This is a genomic window from Thalassospira lucentensis, from assembly GCF_001613805.1.
Lineage (GTDB): Bacteria > Pseudomonadota > Alphaproteobacteria > Rhodospirillales > Thalassospiraceae > Thalassospira > Thalassospira lucentensis_A.
In genome coordinates this window covers 1-22,423 of sequence record NZ_LPVY01000003.1, presented here as the reverse complement: position 1 = coordinate 22,423, position 22,423 = coordinate 1, and the positions used below count along the sequence as shown (strand labels likewise).

19 protein-coding genes and 1 tRNA gene are annotated in these 22,423 nt (G+C 53.7%); 7 read left to right on the top strand and 13 right to left on the bottom strand.

Features of this window, described 5'->3' with window-relative positions; genetic code table 11:
• Positions 1-33: 33 nt before the first annotated feature.
• The 6 genes from clpX to AUP42_RS02335 form a co-directional block, all read right to left on the bottom strand.
• Positions 34-1,299 (bottom strand): ATP-dependent Clp protease ATP-binding subunit ClpX, encoded by a 1,266-nt coding sequence (gene clpX, locus AUP42_RS02360; RefSeq protein WP_062948550.1) that lies wholly within the window; start codon positions 1,297-1,299, stop codon positions 34-36.
• Between the two features lie 303 nt (positions 1,300-1,602).
• Positions 1,603-2,232: an ATP-dependent Clp endopeptidase proteolytic subunit ClpP gene (gene clpP, locus AUP42_RS02355; RefSeq protein ID WP_062948548.1), complete on the bottom strand. Its 630-nt coding sequence runs from the start codon at positions 2,230-2,232 to the stop codon at positions 1,603-1,605.
• A gap of 46 nt (positions 2,233-2,278) precedes the next feature.
• Positions 2,279-3,736 carry a trigger factor gene (tig, locus tag AUP42_RS02350; RefSeq protein WP_062948546.1) on the bottom strand — a complete coding sequence of 486 codons (1,458 nt, stop codon included), beginning with the start codon at positions 3,734-3,736 and terminating at the stop codon, positions 2,279-2,281.
• A 114-nt stretch (positions 3,737-3,850) separates the two neighbouring features.
• Positions 3,851-3,935, bottom strand: a tRNA-Leu gene (locus AUP42_RS02345).
• Positions 3,936-4,103: 168 nt separating this feature from the next.
• On the bottom strand, positions 4,104-5,534 hold the full coding sequence (locus AUP42_RS02340; RefSeq protein ID WP_082824653.1) for a malonyl-CoA decarboxylase: 1,431 nt from the start codon (positions 5,532-5,534) through the stop codon (positions 4,104-4,106).
• Positions 5,535-5,742: 208 nt separating this feature from the next.
• Entirely contained in the window at positions 5,743-7,200 is a 1,458-nt protein-coding gene (locus AUP42_RS02335) for a bifunctional ADP-dependent NAD(P)H-hydrate dehydratase/NAD(P)H-hydrate epimerase (protein WP_062948544.1), read from the bottom strand.
• Positions 7,201-7,359: 159 nt separating this feature from the next.
• Here AUP42_RS02335 and AUP42_RS02330 point away from each other — a divergent pair, with 159 nt between their 5' ends.
• Both AUP42_RS02330 and AUP42_RS02325 read left to right on the top strand, forming a co-directional pair.
• Positions 7,360-8,610, top strand: a complete 1,251-nt coding sequence (locus AUP42_RS02330) for a D-amino acid dehydrogenase (RefSeq protein WP_062948542.1) — start codon at positions 7,360-7,362, stop codon at positions 8,608-8,610.
• A gap of 39 nt (positions 8,611-8,649) precedes the next feature.
• A complete protein-coding gene (locus AUP42_RS02325) occupies positions 8,650-9,762 on the top strand; it encodes a PAS domain-containing sensor histidine kinase (protein ID WP_062948540.1) in 1,113 nt (370 codons plus the stop codon).
• A gap of 61 nt (positions 9,763-9,823) precedes the next feature.
• On the opposite strand, the gene AUP42_RS02320 is transcribed toward AUP42_RS02325, so the two are convergent.
• From AUP42_RS02320 to bfr (AUP42_RS02300), 5 genes are all read right to left on the bottom strand, one after another.
• Positions 9,824-10,300, bottom strand: coding sequence for a c-type cytochrome (locus AUP42_RS02320; protein WP_062949331.1), 477 nt, complete (start codon positions 10,298-10,300; stop codon positions 9,824-9,826).
• A gap of 31 nt (positions 10,301-10,331) precedes the next feature.
• Positions 10,332-10,715 (bottom strand): Cu(I)-responsive transcriptional regulator, encoded by a 384-nt coding sequence (cueR, locus tag AUP42_RS02315; RefSeq protein WP_062948538.1) that lies wholly within the window; start codon positions 10,713-10,715, stop codon positions 10,332-10,334.
• A gap of 2 nt (positions 10,716-10,717) precedes the next feature.
• A complete protein-coding gene (locus AUP42_RS02310) occupies positions 10,718-13,198 on the bottom strand; it encodes a heavy metal translocating P-type ATPase (RefSeq protein WP_082824652.1) in 2,481 nt (826 codons plus the stop codon).
• Positions 13,199-13,374: 176 nt separating this feature from the next.
• On the bottom strand, positions 13,375-13,866 hold the full coding sequence (bfr, locus tag AUP42_RS02305; protein ID WP_062948536.1) for a bacterioferritin: 492 nt from the start codon (positions 13,864-13,866) through the stop codon (positions 13,375-13,377).
• A gap of 21 nt (positions 13,867-13,887) precedes the next feature.
• Positions 13,888-14,364, bottom strand: coding sequence for a bacterioferritin (gene bfr, locus AUP42_RS02300; protein ID WP_062948534.1), 477 nt, complete (start codon positions 14,362-14,364; stop codon positions 13,888-13,890).
• A 280-nt stretch (positions 14,365-14,644) separates the two neighbouring features.
• Here bfr (AUP42_RS02300) and AUP42_RS02295 point away from each other — a divergent pair, with 280 nt between their 5' ends.
• Positions 14,645-16,219 carry a cryptochrome/photolyase family protein gene (locus AUP42_RS02295; RefSeq protein ID WP_062949327.1) on the top strand — a complete coding sequence of 525 codons (1,575 nt, stop codon included), beginning with the start codon at positions 14,645-14,647 and terminating at the stop codon, positions 16,217-16,219.
• A gap of 121 nt (positions 16,220-16,340) precedes the next feature.
• Here the strand turns inward: AUP42_RS02295 and AUP42_RS21160 are convergent, their stop codons facing one another.
• Both AUP42_RS21160 and AUP42_RS02290 read right to left on the bottom strand, forming a co-directional pair.
• Positions 16,341-16,505 (bottom strand): DUF1127 domain-containing protein, encoded by a 165-nt coding sequence (locus tag AUP42_RS21160; protein WP_007089389.1) that lies wholly within the window; start codon positions 16,503-16,505, stop codon positions 16,341-16,343.
• 278 nt (positions 16,506-16,783) lie between these two features.
• A complete protein-coding gene (locus AUP42_RS02290) occupies positions 16,784-17,581 on the bottom strand; it encodes a prephenate dehydrogenase (RefSeq protein WP_062948532.1) in 798 nt (265 codons plus the stop codon).
• A gap of 561 nt (positions 17,582-18,142) precedes the next feature.
• Here AUP42_RS02290 and AUP42_RS02285 point away from each other — a divergent pair.
• From AUP42_RS02285 to AUP42_RS02270, 4 genes are all read left to right on the top strand, one after another.
• The gene (locus AUP42_RS02285) at positions 18,143-19,405 is read left to right on the top strand and encodes an ABC transporter substrate-binding protein (protein ID WP_062948530.1); all 1,263 of its coding nucleotides are present in this window, start codon (positions 18,143-18,145) and stop codon (positions 19,403-19,405) included.
• A gap of 99 nt (positions 19,406-19,504) precedes the next feature.
• Positions 19,505-20,413, top strand: coding sequence for a carbohydrate ABC transporter permease (locus AUP42_RS02280; protein WP_007089386.1), 909 nt, complete (start codon positions 19,505-19,507; stop codon positions 20,411-20,413).
• On the top strand, positions 20,406-21,293 hold the full coding sequence (locus AUP42_RS02275) for a carbohydrate ABC transporter permease (RefSeq protein ID WP_062948528.1): 888 nt from the start codon (positions 20,406-20,408) through the stop codon (positions 21,291-21,293). Before AUP42_RS02280 ends, AUP42_RS02275 begins: the two co-directional genes overlap by 8 nt.
• Positions 21,294-21,297: 4 nt before the next feature.
• Complete coding sequence (locus tag AUP42_RS02270) at positions 21,298-22,410, top strand: ABC transporter ATP-binding protein (RefSeq protein ID WP_062948526.1); 1,113 nt, start codon at positions 21,298-21,300, stop codon at positions 22,408-22,410.
• The last annotated feature ends 13 nt before the right edge of the window (positions 22,411-22,423 follow it).

Below are 22,423 nucleotides of genomic sequence, written 5' to 3'. Positions count from 1 at the left end.
CACCGCAATAGGATGCCGGTGCGGGATCAGAAGTCAGGCACTGTGCTCGACACCTTCACGTCGTTCGGCATGGATCAGCAACGGTTTTGCCTTTCCTTCGACGACGTCACGGTTGATCACGATTTCCTCGACGCTTTCAAGGGTCGGCAGATCGAACATGGTATCAAGCAGGATGCCCTCCATGATCGAACGCAGACCACGCGCACCGGTTTTACGCTCGATCGCTTTTTTGGCGATCGCCACCAGCGCATCAGGCTGGAAGGTCAGTTTCACGTCTTCCATATCGAACAGACGCTGATACTGCTTGATAAGCGCATTTTTCGGCTCGGTCAGAATCTTGACCAGCGCATCCTCGTCGAGGTCTTCAAGCGTTGCCAGAACCGGCAGACGACCGATGAATTCCGGAATAAGACCGAATTTCAGAAGGTCTTCGGGTTCGACTTCACGCAGGACTTCGCCGGTACGACGGTCTTCGGGGCTACGGACATCCGCACCGAAACCGATCGCACTGCCCTTGCCACGCTGCGAAATCACCTTGTCCAGGCCAGCGAAGGCACCGCCAACGATGAACAGGATGTTGGTGGTGTCGACCTGCAGGAATTCCTGCTGCGGGTGCTTGCGGCCGCCCTGCGGCGGAACCGATGCAACCGTGCCTTCCATAATCTTCAGAAGGGCCTGCTGCACACCCTCGCCCGACACGTCACGCGTGATCGACGGGTTGTCGGACTTGCGCGAAATCTTGTCGACTTCGTCGATATAGACGATGCCGCGCTGCGCACGTTCAACATTGTAATCAGCCGCCTGAAGCAGCTTGAGGATGATGTTTTCGACATCCTCACCGACATAACCTGCCTCGGTAAGGGTCGTGGCGTCTGCCATGGTGAACGGCACATCAAGGATGCGCGCAAGCGTCTGCGCCAGAAGCGTCTTACCACAGCCGGTAGGACCAACCAGCATGATGTTCGACTTGGCAAGTTCGATATCCTCGTTCTTGCTGGCGTGATGCAGGCGTTTGTAGTGGTTGTGAACCGCGACAGAGAGAACTTTCTTCGCATGGCCCTGACCGATCACATAATCGTCAAGAACCTTGCAAATCTCTTGCGGAGAAGGCACCCCGTCAGCCGATTTGACGAGATGGGTTTTGTGCTCTTCGCGGATGATGTCCATGCAAAGCTCTACGCATTCATCACAGATGAACACGGTTGGACCGGCGATGAGCTTGCGAACCTCGTGCTGGCTCTTTCCACAGAAAGAACAATACAGAGTGTTCTTGGAGTCCCCGCTATTCGATTTGCTCATACAAACCCCAATTACGTTTGACGTTATCTTTTATCGCCATGTTAGCCGGTAAACGATACCGATCTCAACGTTTAATCTGCGCTTATCGGCCATATGGCCACATGTTTGATATGGGACCGCACCCAAGGATGCGAAACCCCTGTCCATTATCACCTGAACGTTATGGAATTTCGCATGTTCCAAACAATGTCGCAGAACCTACTTATACCTCCTGTCTATGACCAGAGGATGAATGTGCGCAAGCCATAAAAAAAACGCCCCGGCAAAACACCGGGGCGTTTTCATCGGATCGTTATGGAACGATCAATCTTTTTTCGCATCAGAATCCGGTTTCGGACGTGACGTAACCACCTCGTCAATCAGGCCGAATTCCTTGGCCTGATCCGGGGTAAGGAAGTTATCACGCTCCATCGCGTCTTCAATCGTCTTGAGATCACGGCCGGTATGCTCGACATAGATCTCGTTAAGACGCTGACGCAACGCCAGAATTTCGCGAGCATGGATTTCGATATCCGATGCCTGCCCCTGGAACCCGCCGGACGGCTGGTGGATCATGACGCGCGCATTCGGCAGGCAGTAACGCTTGCCCTTTGCACCGGCCATCAGCAACAGCGACCCCATGGAAGCCGCCTGCCCCATGCACACCGTGGAAACATCGCAACGGATGTATTGCATGGTGTCATAGATCGCCAGACCCGACGTCACAACCCCGCCCGGGGAGTTGATGTAAAGCGAGATATCCTTGTCCGGGTTTTCCGATTCGAGATGCAGCAACTGCGCGCAGATCAGTGACGACATGCCGTCATGTACCTGGCCGTTGATGAAGACGATCCGCTCCTTGAGAAGACGGGAAAAGATGTCATAGGCCCGTTCACCACGGCTGGTCTGTTCAACCACCATCGGCACGAGCGAGTTCATCTGTGCTTCAATCATCGACTGCAATCTCCTTGCTGCATCCTAAACCGGTATGTCGGACGGATTACTTCTCTTCCGATTTATCGGCCTTTTTCTTGGCGGCCGGCTTCTTGGCAGCAGCTTTCTTGGCCGGAGCCTCTTTGTCTGCAGCTTTTTTAGCCGGCGCCTTCTTGGCAGCCGATTTCTTCTTCGGAGCTTCGTCTTCCTCTTCCGGTTTCAGAAGGTCTTCGACCGAAACGGTCTTGTCTTCTACCTTGGCGAGTTCGACGATGAAATCCACGACCTTGTCTTCATATACAGGGCCCTGAAGCGCCTGCAAGGCCTGCGGGTTATTTTTATAGAATTCAATAACCTGCTGTTCCTGGCCCGGATATTTCTGGGCTTCGGCAACGAGGACCTTGTTTACGTCTTCCTGGGTAACCTGGATTTCGTTTTTACGGCCAACTTCTGCCAGCAGAAGACCAAGAAGAACGCGGCGTTCTGCGATTTCGCGGAACTCGGCGGTCAGTTCTTCTTCGGACTTGCCTTTGGTTTCGTCATCTTCCTGACCGGCTTCACGCGCCTGTTTGATCTGGCCGATGATGCCTTCCAGCTCGTTCTCGACCAGGCTGGTCGGCAGTTCGAAGCTGTGGTTTTCAGCAAGTGCGTCAAGCAACTGGCGTTTCAGTTTCTGACGGGCAACCGATTCGTACTCGCGGCCGTAATCCTTACGGATTGCGTCTTTAAGCGCGTCAAAGCTTTCCTGGCCGAGTTTCTTGGCGAGTTCATCATCAAGAGCAGCCGGTTTCTTTTCCTTGATTTCCTTGACGGTTACGTCGAACTCGGCATCTTTGCCTGCAAGTTCAGCCGCACCATAGGCTTCCGGGAATTTCACCTTGACGACAACTTCGTCACCGGCATTAACACCGGTCAGCTGGTCTTCGAAACCTTCGATGAACGAGCCCGAACCAAGTTCGAGTTCGTAATCTTCGGCTTTACCGCCTTCGAAAGCTTCGCCACCGATTTTGCCAAGGAAGTCGATGACGACAACGTCACCGGCTTTCGATTTGCGCTTGCGTGCAAGCGGCTCGGTGGTGCCCTGCGCTGCTGCAATACGATCAAGCGTTTCATTGACTTTCGCATCGTCAAGTTCAACGACTTCGCGGGTCAGCTTCAGCTTTTTGAAGTCCATCGGTTCGATGGCCGGGATGACTTCGACAGCAATGGCGAACTCAAGATCCTTGCCTTCGTCAAACGAGGTCACTTCGATTTTCGGCTGAACGGCCGGGCGCAGGTCATTATCGTTAAGAACCTTGCCGGTGTTTTCGTTTACAGCGGCTTCGAGAACTTCACCCATGACGGCCTGGCCATAGCGCTGGCGCAGCAGTTTCGCCGGTACTTTGCCCGGACGGAAGCCCGGAAGGCGAACCTGGTCTTTGATCTCGTCGAGTTTGGCGACGACTTTTTCTTCGATCTGAGCGGCGGGCACAACGACTTTGAACTCGCGCGCCAGGCCTTCGTTTTTGGTTTCAGTAACCTGCATAGATAACTCTTTTGCTTGGTTCGAATAATGTCCGTTACGCGACGCAGTCCGGACGTCAGAAAGTCAATATGACTAAACGAATATGCATCCTGGTCTTAATTTATGGTCAGCTTATGGTACGGGCGAAGGGACTCGAACCCCCACGGATTGCTCCACTGGAACCTAAATCCAGCGCGTCTACCAGTTCCGCCACGCCCGCACACAAGCATACCAAACACACCGGAAGTACCGGTGTGGGTGCGCCTTAATACAAACTTCGATCACCTCATGCAAGCATCGCCTTTTAGACAGATGCATTCAGGCCTGCATTTAATGTCCGACAGGCAGGATTTCTGCGTTTCACAACGCTTTTGGAAGGTACAAAAAACTATCGCGCTAGGCGCTTTACAGCCCCAGATGCGGCTATTCTACCCTGCCCGACATAGCTTTCATGGTTCTTTTCGATATCGGCAAGATCGTAAAGATAGTTGACCATCATGCCAAAAGACTGCTGCCAACCAGCTTCGTTTCCATTGCCAAGCCAGTTCAGCCTCTCCACCCGAGCGCCGTTGGTCAGATGAAAATGCGCAACCGGATCAAAGGCCGTCCCGCTATCAGGACGCCGGGCATTCAGAAGATACCAGCAACACAACTGCTCCAGTGCCTCGCGCGTTTCCGGGCTTACCTGCTCAGGCCGCTCCGCAGATGGTTGCGGTTCAAACAGATCTTCGCAGTCGGTAATTGCCGCTTCGATATGGACAGGAAGTCCTCTATTCGACTTGGCTGTTACACTGGGCCCCGCAATTGCGGGTAAACCGGTCACTTCGCCACGATGGCGTGCGTCGACCTGTTTTTGCACCCAGGACCGGAATCCCGGAATCGGAGACAGGGTACTGAACTGTTTAAGGTTCGGTAGGTCACGCTGCAATTCTGCGACCACCCGCTTGATCAGGAAATCGCCAAAACTGATACCGGCCAGACCGGCCTGCGCGTTCGAGATCGAATAAAATATTGCCGTATCGGCGTGCCGGGGATCGGCCGCATCTTCGTCCCGGTTGATCAGATCGTCGACACTGCCTGCAATCCCGTTGACCAATGCGACCTCGACAAAAATCAGCGGTTCATCTGGCATACCGGGATGGAAAAACGCAAAGCAACGACGATCCGATGCCAGACGACCCTTCAGGTCATCCCAGCTTTTGATCGCGTGAACCGCTTCATAAGCAATCAGTTTTTCAAGCAGTGCGGCGGGCGAATTCCAGGTGATTCGCGACAGCTCAAGGAATCCGATGTCAAACCAACCCGCCAGCAATGTTTTCAGATCGCGTTCCAGAATGCCAAGCCCCGGTGCCTCGCGGCACCATCGCAAAAGATCCGCACGAAGATCAACCAGAAATTTAACACCTTGGGGTAATGAATTGAATTCTTTCAGCAATGACCGGAATGGCGGTACCAATGCTGTACGCAATTCTGCTTCCAGCAAGGCACGTTCGGCAACATCGTCCGCCGCCGTCCAATCGGAAACAACATCGGCAACCCGATCCCGGTCAACATCAAATTCGGTGATCAGAAGGTGCAGGAATTCCTTTTTTCCGGCTTCATCAAGGCGCAAAAAGTCATGCCCCAAAGTCGCCGCCCGCGCACGTGCCGAAACCGCTCCACCGCGCCGTGCCAGACAGGCCTCTATCTGGTTGCGCCATCTTTCCTTGCGGTTCTCGTTTTCGTCAAAGCCAAGCCCGCGTGCGACCGTGCTGTCGCGCAATTCGCGCCATGCAGAACGCAGGTTATCAAGCGTTCGATCCAGAAAGGTCTGCGACATCCCATTCTCCAAAACCTGTTGTGTCGGCTCCGTGCAGAACCACCGCGCATTTGCAACAGCCTTGGCGTTTCACATTATTTTGTTTCCAGCCCATTTCGGGCGATATCCACTGCCATTGATATTGTGATCGCGGCGACATTCCGCCAGCCGTCGATCCAATCCCATCTTAATGACAGGAACACAGACCATTTGTGTTCGATCTGTTAAATCATTCGGGCAATGCGTGCCAAAGTTCGCCCAGCAAAACCGGCAGATGTTCCGGGATATCTTCGGCAATCAGCCCCGGGCCAAGATCGGCCCCGGCGCGGGCATGAAGCCACGCCCCCATGCAGGCCGCATCAAACATTTCCATGCCCTGTGCCATCAGTCCGCCAATAATCCCCGCAAGCACATCACCCGATCCGGCCGTTGCCAGCCACGGCGCATCAATCGCATTGATTGCTGCCCGGCCATCGGGGGCGGCAATTACCGTATCCGCCCCCTTGATCAGGACAGTTGCCCCGCTTCGCTTGGCAGCAGCACGCGCACGACTTAGCTTATCGCCTTCGATATCAGGAAACAGACGGGCAAATTCACCTTCGTGCGGCGTCAGGACCGTGGGTCCCTGAATGGCGAAAAACAACGTACTTGGTTGTTCGGCAAAGCTTGTCAGCGCATCGGCATCCAGAACCGTGCACCGACAATAATGCAGCAGCGGAATGATACGACTGCATGTTTCATCGCCGACACCAAATCCCGGCCCGATGATCAGCGCATTGTGGCGGCAATCCTTTAAAAGGTCGTCCATACTGGCAATCGGGGCCGTCATGATGCCCGGGCTGTCTGCCGCATAGACCGGAAGCGCCGAAGGATCAGCAACAACCGTAAGCAACCCTGCCCCGGCGCGCCGCGCCGCACGTGCTACCAGTCGCCCTGCCCCGGTCATGGATGCACCACCCACCACCAACAGATGACCACGATGATATTTGTGTCCGTCAACACCCGGCCAATGTATTCCCGCCCGCCAGATACCGGGCTCGTTCCGCATCAAAGACGGGCGAATATCGCGGATGGTCTGATCGGTTATGCCGATATCACAGACAATTAACTGCCCGCACAAAACGCGACCGGGCAACAAATAATGCCCCGGTTTTGAACGACAGAATGTCACGGTCACATCCGCCTTGATCGATACGCCGCGCACTTCACCACCGTTACCATCAACACCACTTGGCACATCAACGGCGATAACCGGCACGCCACAGGCATTTACGGCACAAACCAGTTCGGCAAGTTCACCTTCGATTGATCGGGCGAGCCCGGCGCCAAACAGGCAATCAACAATCAGGTCAGCCCCGACCAGCAATGCGGGCGAAAGCCTCTCGACCGCACCGTCCCAACGCCCGGCATTCAATGCGGCATCGCCGGTAAGCTTTTCAGCTTCACACAGTAATCCTAACCGCACCGACCAACCGGCATGACGCAGCAGACGGGCAACAACAAATCCGTCGCCACCGTTATTGCCCGGACCACATAGCACCGTTACGGAACGCGGCGTCCAGCGCGATACGATTTCTGCAACAACGGCCGCACCGGCATTTTCCATCAGAACATCGCCAGCCGTTCCGGCGTCGATGGTTTTGCGGTCGGCTTCATACATCTGTTCGGTGGTCAGGATTTCGAACATTTTCACCTGTCACATTCGGTACTTTGGGGTAGTTGCCCGATCATCCGAAAATCGAACAGACACCGGTAGCTATTTGTTTTCCTGATCAGTATATTGCAAACGCAATCGCGAGTCAGAGACTAACGCGTACTTAACGATCTGCAACGAGGCTTTTCCGGCATGCATGTTGTCGTGATGGGCGCTGGAGTCATCGGGACGACGGCGGCCTGGTATCTTTTGGAAAACGGCCATCAGGTTACGGTCATTGATCGACAGCACGCCGCCGGACAGGAAACAAGCTTTGCCAATGGCGGGCAGATTTCCGCCTGCCACGCTACCCCCTGGGCAAATGAACATACCCCTGCACAAATTCTGAAATGGCTTGGCCGCGAAGAAGCGCCGCTTCTGTTCCGGATGCGCTGGGACCCGCAATTGTTTTCATGGGGCCTGCGTTTCCTGCGCAACTGCACTGACAAACGGGCCCGCGAGAACCTTGAAAAGGCATTGCGCGTCGCGACATACAGCCGCGCCTGCCTGAAAGACCTGCGCAGTACTCTTGGCCTTGAATATGATCACCTTGAACAGGGTATTCTTCACGTCTGCCGCAACGAGAACGAGCTGGCAACGGTTGAAAAGGCAACACGCCAAATGCAGGAATTCGGCCTGAACCGCCATATGGTCAGTGCCGAGGAATGCCTTGAAATCGAACCGGCATTGCGCGACAGCAATGCCAAAATCATCGGTGGCAGTTTTACGCCCGACGATGAAAGCGGCGATGCACGCAAATTTACCGAACTTCTGGCGGACCGGTGCCGTCAACGGGGTGCAGTATTCAAACTCGACACCATCATCACCGGACTGAAACAGGATCAGGGCCGCATTACCGCCGTCGTCACGGATCAGGGCGATATTTCCGGTGATCGCTATCTTATGTGTCTTGGCAGTTACAGTCCGCTTCTTTTAAAGCCCCTTGGCATCCATTTGCCGGTTTACCCATGCAAGGGATATTCGATCAGCATTGATACCACGGGATATAACGGCGCCCCGCAGGTGGCCCTGATCGACGACAGTGTAAAGATGGTCTATTCGCGGCTTGGAAACCGGCTTCGGGCTGCAGGGACAGCGGAACTGGACGGCTACAACCTCAGAATGTCGGAACGACGCCAAAAGATGATTGCCGATAAGGCATTCGAATTGTTTCCAAATTCCGGGGATCGGTCGACAATCGAGTTCTGGTCGGGACTTCGTCCCGTAACCCCGGATTCTGCCCCTGTTATTAGTGATACCAAATATGATAATCTGTATCTTAACACGGGGCACGGGACATTGGGGTGGACCATGAGTTGTGGTTCTGGAAAGGCGGTTGCCGATCTGATCGACGGTCGCACACCTGACATCTCGCTTCTCGGACTGGGCATCGACCGTTTTTAAACGATTGATTACTGGATAACGATGGGACCAGGGGCCGACATGACCACAGACTCCCCGATTGACGCTGAAACCGCGCCATTGGCAGATCAGGTTGTTTTGAATGCACTGCCCTATGCCGCAGTAATTTGCGAACGTAGTGGCAAGGTTCTGCAATGCAACGACGCCATGGCAAATCTGATCGGCGTTGCCCGCGACCGCATGATCGGGCGCAAGGCGGGCTTCCTGTCTGCCGGACTTCTCAATGACATCGACGACGTGTTCGCATCAGGCCGTACGTGGCGCGGGGATATCGTGCTGGTCAATGCCAGCAACGAAAGCCATATGTGCGATCTCTCCATTGCTCCATTGGAATATTTCCGTGAAAGCGAAACCTGCACAGCGGTCCTGATGACGCTTCTGGAAAATGACCGGCAGCAACAGGCAGAACGCACCTTGATGGAACAGAATCGCGACCGGTCAGATGCCAATGCGTCGAAATCGGACTTCATAGCGAATATGGGGCATGAATTGCGCACCCCGCTTAACGCTATCATCGGGAACTCAGAACTGATCGCGCAGGGTGTTCTGGGCGAGCTTTCCGAAAACTATCGCGATTGCGGACGAGATGTTCACGAGGCCGGAACCCACCTTCTGGAACTCGTGAACAATGTTCTTGATGTTTCCAAACTGTCAAACGGTTCGATGGCGCTGCAACTGGCCGAGGATGACATCGGTTCCGTGACGCAGGAAGCAGCAAAGCTTGTTCGCGACGATATCAAGAAACGGCATCATAAACTGACCCTGAATTTGCCAGAAAAACCGCTGGTGATGCCATGCGACCGGCTGAAACTGAAACAAATCCTGATCAATATCCTGAGTAATGCGGCCAAGTTCACCCCCGACAAGGGCCAGATTTCGCTGACATTGACGGTACTGGATGACGAAATCTGCTTTGCGGTGCAGGACAATGGTGTCGGTATGAGCCCGAATGACATTCCCCGCGCACTGGCCCGTTTTTCACAATTGCATCCTTCGGGGGTCAAGGAAAGTGCCGGTACGGGTCTTGGCCTGCCGCTGGCGAAGCTTCTGGTCGAATTGCATGGCGGTCGGCTTAGCATCGAAAGCGACCTTGGCAAGGGCACGACGGTGCGGATCACCCTGCCCCGCGTTTAAATCTACCGTTAGAAATCAGAAAGGCTCGGCTGTTATCGCCGGGCCTTTTGTTTTGTTGGCATTACTGCGTGGCCGACTGGTTGATCTGATCATGACGCAACCGGATTTCTTCAGGCCAGCGGCTTTTGATATAAGACAGCGACGCAATGATTTCCTCGTCGGTCAAAACATCTTCGAACCCCGGCATTGCCGATTGATAGCCATCGCCGATCATCTTTGCCGGACCATACTTGGTCATTGCAAACAGCAAGTCATCCGGATGATGCCACGTATGACCGGTTTCGTCATGGGGTGGTGCCGGCAACAACCCGTCATCGCGCCGTTCACGCCAGTTAGCCTCGCCTTTGAAATCGCGTCCGTGGCAGGACGCACAATTGACATCATAGATTTTCTTGCCCATTGCCACCAATTGCAAATCATCAGGCAGCAAACGTACCTGTTTGGCATCTTCTGTCTGGCTGTTGCCATAAACGACCAAACCAATCACGAAGATTGCAGATAGAGCTCCGCCGATGGCGAAAATCGACTTCTTTTTCACCGAACTTCTTCCTTCTTTCATGCTGAACAGGCTATCCAGCCAGATCATTGATAATGGGGCAATGTGGCCGGTGATCGCCTTGGCATGCGTCAACCAGATGCGCCAATGTCTTTTGAAGGCTTTGCAGTTCCGCGATCTTGCGTTCAATCTCGATCAGATGCGTTTTGGCAATCTGTTTCACATCCGCCGAGGCCCGATTGCGATCCTCGTAAAGCGAGAGTAAAACCCGACAATCCTCGACCGAAAAACCTAGGCCACGGGCGCGCTGCAGAAAACGCAGTTTGTGCAGGTCCTCGTCGCTGTAATCGCGATATCCGTTTTCCAGACGGCCCGGTTTTATCAGGCCTATATCCTCGTAATAACGGATGGTTTTTGCCGGAAGACCGCTATCGCGTGATGCATCGGAAATGTTCATGATTATTCTCCGCGTACTTTCCATCGGCGCAGCAACAACGAGTTGCTGACAACCGAGACCGAGCTTAGCGCCATCGCAGCCCCTGCAATCGCCGGGCTAAGGATACCGAACGCCGCCAAAGGAACGCCGATAACGTTATAGGCAAAAGCCCAGAACAGGTTTTGTGCGATCTTGCGCCGGGTCGAGATCGATACATCAATCGCACCGGCGACCAGTGCCGGATCAGATCGCATCAGGGTGATACCCGCCGTTTCCATGGCAACATCTGTCCCACCACCCATGGCAATGCCGACATCGGCCGCTGCCAATGCAGGTGCATCATTGATGCCGTCACCAACCATCGCGACATGGCGACCGTTTTTGCGAAGTTTTTCGACCTCCCGCGCCTTGTCCTGCGGGCGAATGCGACCGCGCCCTTGTTCCAGTCCAAGCTGACCCGCAACATAGGCAGCGACATCTTCGCTATCGCCAGACAGCATGATGCTGGTGATCCCGCGCGCTTTCAGATCGGAAATCGCCTGCTTTGCAGAGGCACGGATACGGTCTTCGAGTGTGATGAACCCGGCAAAACGACCATCAATCGCCGCCAGAATAACGGTCTGGCCCCGACCTTCGTGATCGGTAATCTGCCGGGCAAGACCGCCCTCCGGCAACGCTATACCAAGATCGGCAAGCATTGTCTCACTCCCGATCACGACTTTATGGCCCTCGACCATTGCCTGAACACCGGCACCCGTTTTGCTGCTGAAGTCGGTGATATCGAGAACTTTGACGCCCTGTTTCCGTGCCGTATCGACAACGGCACGTGCCAGCGGATGTTCACTCGCGGCCTGAACGGCTGCGACCATACGCAGCAGCTCGGTTTTATCTGTTCCTTCTCCGGGAATGATATCGCGAACCGTAGGCGTGCCTTCTGTCAGAGTACCGGTTTTATCAAAAATAACGGTATCGACGTTATGCGCCTGTTCCAGCGCATCGAAGTTGCGGATCAGAATACCGCTTTTGGCAGCCGCCCCCGTCCCGGCCACCAGTGCGGTTGGCGTTGCAAGCCCCAATGCGCAGGGGCACGCAATGACCAGAACCGAAACCGCGGCAACAATCGATGCCTCAATACCTGCACCGAAAAACAGCCACCCGCCAAAGGTAACCAAGGCAATCACAATAACCACCGGCACAAAAATCCCGGACACCTTGTCGACCAGTTTCTGAACCGGTGCCTTTCCGGTTTGCGCCTGTTCAACCAGCCGAATGATCCGTGACAGGGTTGTATCTTCGCCGATTGCAGTCACTTCAATATCCAGCCGCCCGGTGCCATTGACCGCACCACCGACAACCGTATCGCCGGGCACACGCGCCACGGGGCGCGTTTCACCTGTGATAAGGCTTTCATCCAGCTCACTTTCACCGCCCGAAACCTTGCCATCGACGGGAACCCGTTCACCAGGCAATACCCGGACGATATCACCGATAACAAGCTCGGCGATATCGATTTCAATTTCACCCTTGGCCTGAACAAGTTTGCGGGCCCGACGAGGACGCAATGCCATCAGTTCACGAATGGCGGCCGACGCACCACGTTTGGCGCGCTCTTCCATAATCTTACCGGCAAGGATCAGGGTGATGATCGCAGCCGACGCTTCGAAATAAAGATGCGTCTTCCCGCCATGACCGGCCACCAGCATGTTATACAGGCTAAGGAAATAGGCAGCCGATGTACCAAGGGCGACCAGCACGTCCATATTGGCGCTGCCATTGCGCAACGCCATCCATGCACCGCGATAGAACCGCCACCCGATCAGGAATTGCACGGGCGTCGCAAGGGCCAGTTCGACCCACGGTTTCAAATGAAAATCGACCCCCAGATACATCCAGATCATCTGGGCAACCAGTGGCGCTGTCAGGACGATTGACGCGCCCAACCACAGAAGCGATTTATCAAAACCGGTTTTATCGGAATCCTGCTGCCCGTCGGTTGGGTTGGACTTGTTGCGAGAAACTGCGTGATAGCCAGCCTTTTCAACCGCGGCAATGACATCCGCATCCCCCACCTGCCCGGGCAAGGTGCGGATATCGGCACGTTCCAGCGCGAAATTGACGCTGGCTTCGGTAACGCCGGGCAATTTGCCCAATGCCTTTTCCACACGAAGCGCGCAGTTGGCACAGGTCATGCCATCAATATCAAAGGACCGGCTTTCATCCGCCACGGAATATCCTGCGGAACGAATGGTGTCGGCAAGTTTCCCCACAGATGTCTGATCACGATCAAAGGTGATATGCGCAGAATTCAGCGCAAGGTTCACCTCGGACGATACGCCGGGCAACTTAGCAAGTGCCTTCTCAATTCGCCCGGCACAGGATGCACAGCTCATACCACCGATCTGCAGGGTAACTTCGTCTTTCAATCCCTCGCGTACGGCTTTCACTGCACCGGGCGCACCGTTGCCATCGTTTTCGGGAATATCGGCTTCTGATCGCCTGTCCATTCTGATCACCATTCCATGGTCAATAACTTGATATGGGCGACCATAGAGATTCCAGCAACTGGAAGGTCAAGCGGAAACTGGCGAATTGATTTTGCATTATCAATTCATCACCAAACATCGGATAAAAAGAAAAACCCCGGACAATGCCGGGGTTCTTTTGATGACAAGTATCGACCTTAGGCGTGCGGGTTTGGTTCGCCCACAGCGCGGAACTGGATATAGTTCGGCAGGCCCATCATATCGATCAGGCGGATTTGCTGTTCCAGCCAATATGCGTGATCCTCTTCACTGTCATCAAGCAGCGTGGTCAGCATATTGCGCGTCTGGTAATCCTCTTCCTTCTCGGCAAGTTTGATCGCCTTTTTCAGAAGATCGATCACATGATATTCGTGCTCAAGATCATTTTTCATCATCTCGGGCACGGTTTTGCCGATCTTGATCGGGCTGCGCGACGCGGTATCGGGCACGCCTTCAAGGAACAGGATACGCTCGATCAGGCGTTTTGCATGTTCGAGTTCCTCGTCCTTTTCATGGTGCATCCGGGTATAAAGCGCATGCAAGCCCCAATCGAGATACATCTCGGCGTGGGTGTTGTACTGGTCTGCAGCAGACAATTCAGCCGTAAGCTGTTTGTTCAGCGCGTCGATAACCTTCTTGTTACCCTTCATGGCGTTTAAGCTCCTGCTGTATTAGTCGCCGTCGCCAGAACGGCTTTGAATGTAATTCTGCATACCGACATTTTCGATCTGCCACTGCTCTGTTTCCAGCCAGTCGACATGTTCTTCCTGATCTTCAAGGAATTTGACCAGCAGATCGCGGGTTACGAAATCTTCGGCTTTTTCGCAGGCGGTAATCGCCTCGCGCAGAAGCGGAAGGCTTGCCAGTTCGAACTTCATATCGCAGGAAACGATTTCCTCGACATTCTCGCCGATCATAAGCTTGTTCAAATTCTGGAGGTTGGGCAGTCCTTCAAGGAACAGAATGCGCTCGATGGTGTCATCGGCACGTTTCATTTCCTTGATCGAAAGCTTGTATTCGTACTCGCCCATTTCTTCCACGCCCCAGTCGCGAAGCATACGGGCATGCAGGAAATACTGGTTAATCGCCGTCAACTGATTGGTCAGCACGCGATTAAGATAACCGATGATCTTGGGATCACCCTTCATGGTGGCACTCCTGATGATTGGGCTGTTCAAATAGTGGGATCGACCATCCCCCTTTTCAAGGGAAAACCACGCCTTTGATTACCATTATCAATAATTTAGCCGATTTTTACGCTAATTCTCAATTCACGGCATACAAGTAAAAATCATTCGCGTGTTTAGTCCTGCGAATGAAAATCGGTTAGCGCTTTACCGTCTGATTTTGATCTTTTTTCCGATCTTCGAGGCGAAATCCTTCGTACGAGTCGTGATCCAGCTTCATGCCGTCGGAGCCACCTTGGAAATGCTTGCCTGTAAAACCATTCGCTTTGTTCTTGGCGACCAGCTTTCCACCACTCTTTCAAGCCTGCGGGATGCCAATCCGGCGCAGGATGTGATTGTGATGGCAGAACCTCGTGATGAGGCGACCTATGTTCCGCATCATCGGCAAAAGATCGTTTTCATTCTGTCTGCCATGCGCCATTTCGCCCAAGATTTGCGCGAAAAGGGTTTCGAGGTTTGTTATTTCGATTACCAAACTCACCCTACCAGCAGCTTTACCGATGCCCTGAAACTGGCGTTGAAACATCACCCGGTGAAACAGGTGATCATTACGGAGCCAGGTGAATGGCGAATATTTGGCGAGGTCGCAAAATGGACCCGTACATTTGATATCACGCTTGATGTTCGTGCTGATGATCGTTTCTTTGCCCCGCTTTCGGCATTTGCTGAGTTTGCCGAGAACCGCAAGGAACTCCGTATGGAGTATTTCTATCGGCAACTGCGACGTACGACCGGCATATTGATGGAACCGGAAGGAAAACCGTCCGGCGATCAGTGGAATTTTGATCACGATAATCGCAAACGTCTTCCCGACGATAAAAGACCACCAAGCCCCCTCACTTTCAAACCAGACGCGATCACACAGACATTACTGGAACACGTTGCACAAGATTTCCCGAACGCCTGCGGGAAGCATGAAGGTTTCGGCTGGGCGGTCACCCGACAGGATGCACTAAAAGCCCTAGATCACTTTATCGAACATCGATTGCCGCTATTTGGCGACTATCAGGATGCGATGACGGTAAAAAGCAGCACCGTTTATCACGCTCTTCTAAGCGGCTATATCAATGTGGGCCTTTTACTTCCCGATGAAGTATGCCGCGCCGCCGAAGATGCCCATCGCAACGGTAAAGTGCCGATCAACGCCGCCGAAGGCTTTATTCGTCAGATACTCGGTTGGCGTGAATATGTGCGTGGACTTTACTGGCACATGGGGCGGGACTATGGAAAAGGCAGTTATTTCGATGCCAGGCGCCCTCTGCCCGACTTTTTCTGGAATGGTGACATTGCGATGAACTGCCTGCATCACGCCATCACCGAAACACTTGATAATGCCTATGCTCATCACATTCAGCGACTTATGGTGATTGGCAACTTTGCGCTTTTATCCGGACTTGATCCAAAAGAAGTCTGTGAATGGTATCTGGCCGTTTATATCGACGCATTTGAATGGGTCGAACTTCCCAACACCTTTGGCATGGCACTTTATGCCGACGGCGGGAAAATGGCGTCCAAGCCCTACGCCGCCAGCGGGAAATACATCAACCGGATGTCCGATTACTGTTCGGATTGCCAATACAGCCCCAATAAGAACACAGGCCCCGATGCATGTCCCTTTAACGCGCTTTACTGGCACTTTCTGGATCGCAATGCCGAAAAACTCGGCAAAAATCCGCGCCTTGGTATGCCTTATCGCAACTGGTCACGCATGAATGGGAACAGTAAAACAGCATTGATACAACAGGCCGAAAGTTTCCTGAAACAGATGGATCGCGGAAAAAACCCAAAGCCATCACGTCAGGGGAGCCTGTGGTAAACCAGCTTGCCGACAAAACAGCGGCCCGATCAAATGCCAGACAAACAAAAAGCCGGACGAATTGTCCGGCTTCTGCTTACACAGCTGCCTACAAACTGGCGCTGTCGAAATTCAGTCTGGCTTAAGCGATCGCGTCACGAGCAGCTTTGCGCGCTACGTCTTTGATCTGCCAGTGGGAAATCCCGACATCATCCAGATCACGCTTGTCGAGATTGTAGAGTTCGTTCGCGACAGAGCGTGCATAGGCCCAACGGCGAACAGCAACGAGAATACTGGACAGGAACATGTTGAACCTCCTTGGGTTAAGAACAAGAACGCTTGCCTGCGGGTCTTCCGCTTTTGGTCGGCGCGTTCATCACTTCACTTTCTGCAATGCAATATGCCCCCAAGTGACATATGTCTCAACCGCCAAAGATTGCATATCATCTATTCCAAAATGTCACAATTGAATGGGTTCAATTGTGACACTATGGCCCCGATCAAAAGAAAAATTGAAATAAATCATATATTTCAGCGTACGCCGAGCATGCGGCAACGCAACATAGTCAATCATGTTCGCACCGCTCATTCCGCCGTTACCGCGACAACAGAACATTTACCACCGACAAGTTGGTCACGCACGCCCATCGCCAATTCAAAGAACTGTTCCCGCACGGCACCGGCATAAGGGTTCGCATTTTCAATCGCCCAGAAAACGCCGGGCCCATCGTAGCGCACCATTTCGATCGCCTTTACGAGCAAGTCAAAGCTCGCCGTTGTCATGCGCGCGGGCAATGGATCCATCCGGACCAGAACCTTGGCAATCAGGTGTGTCACCCCCTGCACGATAGCGGCCTCGCGGTCATGCTCATCTGGTGTAACAACAAACACCTTAAGCCGAAGAACGTGACGCAGGAACGCCGCAATTCGGCGGAATCTGCGCCCCCTAACAGGACATATCGCGATCTTGAGCCCGGCAATACCGTCCCGGGCACTTTGCGGACCGAACAGGGGATGGGTTCCGATAATATCCACATGATCGGGAAGCCCTTCAAGCATTGCCCGCACCGGTTCCATTTTCACGGACCCTACATCCAGAACAATCGCCCCCGCACGCAAATGCGGTGAAATCTGTGCGATCACCGCCCTCATCTCTGTAACCGGTACAGCCAAAATGACGATATCGCATTTCGCCACGCTTAGAATATCAGCCGCCCGAATGTCTCCATGCGCTGCTTCCGACACGTATGCCGAAACCGCATCAGGATTAACATCATGTACCAAAACCGGAAAATGATCTGCCAGATGCCGGGCGGTCAAACAACCAAAGGCGCCGAACCCGAAAATCCCGATGGTCGGGTGATCTGGAAATAAAAAAGGCATCGTCTGTCTCCGAAGAGCTGCGATGCCGGTGCCTGCCTTATAAATCAACCGCCGACGACGCAGCGGTTGAACATAGAAAAACTCTCCCGCCTTATGTGGCAGGGCCGTAATAGAAATCAGCAAACAGGCAAATAACGTTTTTCATGGTAGCGATTAATAATGCCAAACCTTTCCATGTCAAGGCATCTTGGCATCTCTGGTACGATACCAAGAGCAGCACAGCATCAATACTAAAGTCCCTCACCCTCTCGCAGAGCTTTTCACACCTTCTACGAAGGACGCATGCTGAATTCAAATTGCACCGGCACGCCTGTTCCAAGCTGTTACAAATACGGACACATTTCATTCAGTTGTGCATCACTGGAATAACTGTCTTGCGGCGAAATAGGCTAATTTCCTTTGCTGCCATGCAATATAATTCAGGACTATCATGCTATTTTTGTAACAGTTTGTTTCAGTTCGCATTCTGGAAACGCCCTGTTACAGTTTTGTGAGTGCAAAGGGTCCCCCTTGGCAGCATGTTGTCGCTGCAATTGGTTTAAAGCCAGGGAGGAAACCTAAATGAATCTGCGCAAAACCATTCTCGCCACCGGTGTGGCGTTCTCTGCTCTCGCGACTGCAAGCTTTGCACATGCCGAACCGACTGCCGAAGTCCTTCATTGGTGGACTTCGGGCGGTGAAGCCAAAGCCGTCGCTGCCCTTAAAGAAGATTTCGAAGCACGTGGTGGCAAATGGGTTGATAGCCCGGTTGCCGGTGGTGGCGGTGACGCCGCAATGACCGTACTGCGTTCGCGCGTTCTGTCGGGCGATGCCCCGGCCGCTGTTCAGCTTAAAGGCCCGGCGATCCAGGACTGGGCAGAACAGGGTGCACTTGCCGATCTGAATGACGTTGCCGAAGCAGAAGGCTGGGACAAAGTCATTCCGCCAGCTATTCAGAGCGTCATGAAGTATGAAGGCGATTATGTTGCCGTTCCTGTAAACATTCACCGTGTTGACTGGATTTGGGCAAACCCGGAATTGCTGGCCAAAGTTGGTGCCACCGAAGCGCCGAAAACCTGGGACGAATTCAACGCCCTTGCTGACAAGCTCAAAGCGGCCGGCATCACGCCTGTCGCCCATGGTGGTCAGCCGTGGCAGGATGCAACCGTCTTTGAAACCGTCGTTCTTGGGCTTGGCGGCCCGGAATTCTACCAGCAAGCCCTGGTTGATCTCGACGAAGACGCGCTGAAATCAGACACGATGAAAGCCGTGTTCGACCAGATGCGTAAAATCCGCGGTTATGTCGATGCCGACTTCCCGGGTCGTGATTGGAACCTTGCAACAGCTATGGTCATGAATGGCGATGCCGCCATGCAGATCATGGGGGACTGGGCAAAAGGCGAATTCCTTGCTGCTGGCAAAGTCCCGGGCAAAGACTTCATCTGCTCGGCAACCCCGTCTGAACACGGTTACCTGTTCAACGTTGACAGCTTCGCGATGTTCAATGTTTCCGGCGATGACAAGGTCGAAGGTCAGAAACTGCTTGCAGAACTGATCGTTGGTGAAAAATTCCAGGAAACCTTCAACCTTCTCAAGGGTTCGATTCCGGCACGTCTTGGCGTAACGCTCGACAAATTCGACGATTGCGCAAAAAAATCCGAAGCTGACCTTCTGGCAGCACAGGATGCTGGTGGCTTCCTGCCGTCCATGGCACACGGTATGGCGCTTCGCGGCCACCTTTCGGGTGCGATCGTTGACGTCGTGACCGCCCACTTCAACTCCGATATGTCGTCCGACGAAGCCGTCGAGCGTCTTGTCGAAGCAGTTGAACTGGCCAAAGACTAATCTCATCTGACCTGTGCAGTCACATTGACTGACAACGCGCCGGCCCCGGAAATTTCCGGGGCCGGATTCCCGCTACTTTAATTGTTTGAGGCAAAGGGTATGGGGGCTTCATCAAGCACCGAAAGCAACCTGACGGCCAGCATCCAACGCCATCTTTCGAAGATCGTTGTTGCACCGTCCTTTGCTGCGTCCCTGTTTTTTGTCTACGGGTTCATCCTGTGGACAGGCTATATGGCGTTTTCGAAATCGCGCATGCTTCCGGTCTGGGATTGGGCCGGTCTGCGGCAATACGAACGCCTCTGGCAAATGGAACGCTGGCATGTTGCCATCGAGAATCTGCTGATTTTCGGCGGTCTCTTTATCGTTATCTGCCTGTTTCTTGGCTGCCTGCTTGCAGTCCTTCTGGATCAGCGCATTCGCGCCGAAGGCGTACTTCGCACGATTTTCCTTTATCCGATGGCCCTGTCATTTATCGTGACCGGCACCGTCTGGAAATGGCTTCTCAATCCGGGCCTTGGTCTGGAAAGCATGATGCATGACCTTGGTTGGACCAGCTTCAAATTCGACTGGCTGGTCAATTCGGACATGGCGATCTATACCGTGGTGATCGCAGCCGTCTGGCAGGCATCCGGTTTTGTTATGGCAATGTTCCTTGCGGCATTGCGCGGCGTCGATCAGGACATCATTCGCGCAGCCTATATGGATGGTGCCAGCCTGCCCCGCATCTATTTCGGCATTATCATCCCGTCGATCCGTCCGGTTTTCCTCAGTGCGATCGTCGTTCTGGCCCATCTGGCCGTTAAAAGCTTCGACCTCGTCATTGCGCTTACCGGTGGCGGCCCCGGTTATTCGTCCGATCTTCCGGCAACCTTCATGTACACGATGGCCTTCCAGCGCAACCAGCTGGGCGTTGGTGCCGCAAGTGCCATGATGATGCTGGCGACCGTAATGGCGATCATTGTGCCGTATCTGTATTCCGAACTGCGCGGAGGCAAGAAAAATGGCTGATATTCAGCATTACAGCCACGACGCAGGCTGGAAACATACCATACTGCGCGGGTTGCTATATCTCGTTCTGATCCTGTTCGCAGCCTACTATCTGTTCCCGCTTTTCGTGATGATTTCGACCTCGTTGAAGTCGCTCGATGAAATCCGGGAAGGCTCACTCATTTCGCTGCCGCGCGTCGTCACGTTCGATGCCTGGAACTATGCGTGGAATGAAGCCTGTGTTGGCGTTGAATGTTCAGGCATCAAAATTTACTTCTGGAACTCGGTCAAAATGGCGGTTCCGGCGGTTCTGATTTCGACATTCCTTGGTGCGATCAACGGATATGCCCTGACCAAATGGCGTTTTAAAGGGGCTAATATCGTCTTTGCCCTGCTGCTGTTTGGCTGCTTCATTCCGTTCCAGGTCGTTCTGCTGCCGATGTCACAGGTTCTGGGGTCACTTGGCCTTGCCAGCTCGACCACCGGTCTTGTTCTTGTGCATGTCGTTTACGGCCTGTGCTTCACCACCCTGTTCTTCCGCAATTACTATGTTTCGATCCCGGATGAACTGGTGAAGGCAGCCACCATCGACGGCGCAGGTTTCTTCACCATTTTCTGGCGTATCATTCTGCCGATTTCGACACCGATCATCGTCGTGTCGGTCATCTGGCAGTTTACCCAGATCTGGAATGACTTCCTTTTCGGTGCTTCCTTCGCCTCTGGCGATAATGCGCCGATGACTGTCGCACTCAACAATATCGTCAACACCACGACCGGCGTGAAACAGTACAATGTCGATATGGCCACAGCCCTGCTGACCGGCCTGCCGACCCTGCTTGTTTATGTTCTGGCTGGAAAATACTTCGTCCGCGGCCTGACCGCCGGTTCGGTGAAGGGATAAGCAAATGGCATCACTCACCCTTGATAAAGTTCGCAAGGCCTTCGGTCCTGTCGAGGTTCTCAAAGAAATCAATATTGCTATTGAAGACGGCGAGTTCCTGGTTCTGGTCGGCCCGTCGGGTTGCGGCAAATCCACCCTTCTGAACCTGATTGCAGGTCTTGAAGGTTCCAGCGACGGGGAAATCCGCATCGGTGATCGCGTGATCAACGACGTGCATCCCAAGGACCGCAACATCGCGATGGTGTTCCAATCCTACGCGCTTTACCCAAATATGACCGTTCGCAAGAACATTACCTTCGGTCTTGAGATCCGTGGTGTTTCGGCGGCAGAACGCGACAAGGCCGTTGCCGATGTTGCCAAACTGCTGCAGATCGAAGCCCTGTTGGACCGTAAGCCATCCCAGCTTTCGGGTGGTCAGCGCCAGCGCGTTGCAATGGGTCGGGCGCTTGTTCGTGATCCGGATATCTTCCTGTTCGACGAACCGCTCTCGAACCTTGATGCCAAGCTGCGCGTCGATATGCGTACCGAGATCAAAAAACTGCATCAGCGTCTCGGTGCCACCATCGTTTACGTGACCCACGACCAGATCGAAGCCATGACCCTTGCCTCGCGCATTGCGGTCATGAAAGATGGCATCCTGCAGCAGTTCGATACGCCGCAGAATATCTACGAACGCCCGAACAACATTTTTGTTGCCGGCTTCATCGGTTCGCCGTCGATGAACTTCATCAATGCAACCCTGATCAATGACAATGGCAATCTGGCCGTATCGATCAAACGCGATAACGACCCGATCATTCTGCCGCTGAAAGATGCACCGGAGAGCTATCAGGGCTATGTCGGCAAAGATGTCGTTTTTGGCATCCGCCCGGAAGGCCTTACGCACAAGCGTACCGGCTCCGACCAACCGGGCAGCCAATATGTCAATTTCGACTGTAAGGTCGAAGTCATTGAGCCGACCGGTGCCGACACCATGACGGTTGTCGAAATCGGCGGAAAGGAAATCGTCGCACGCGTCCGGCCAGACCGGGCACCGCAACCGGGCGAGATCATGACATTCTCGGCCGACATGTCTCAGATCAGTCTGTTTGATCCGGTAACGGAACTTCGGATCTGATCTGATCGGCGGG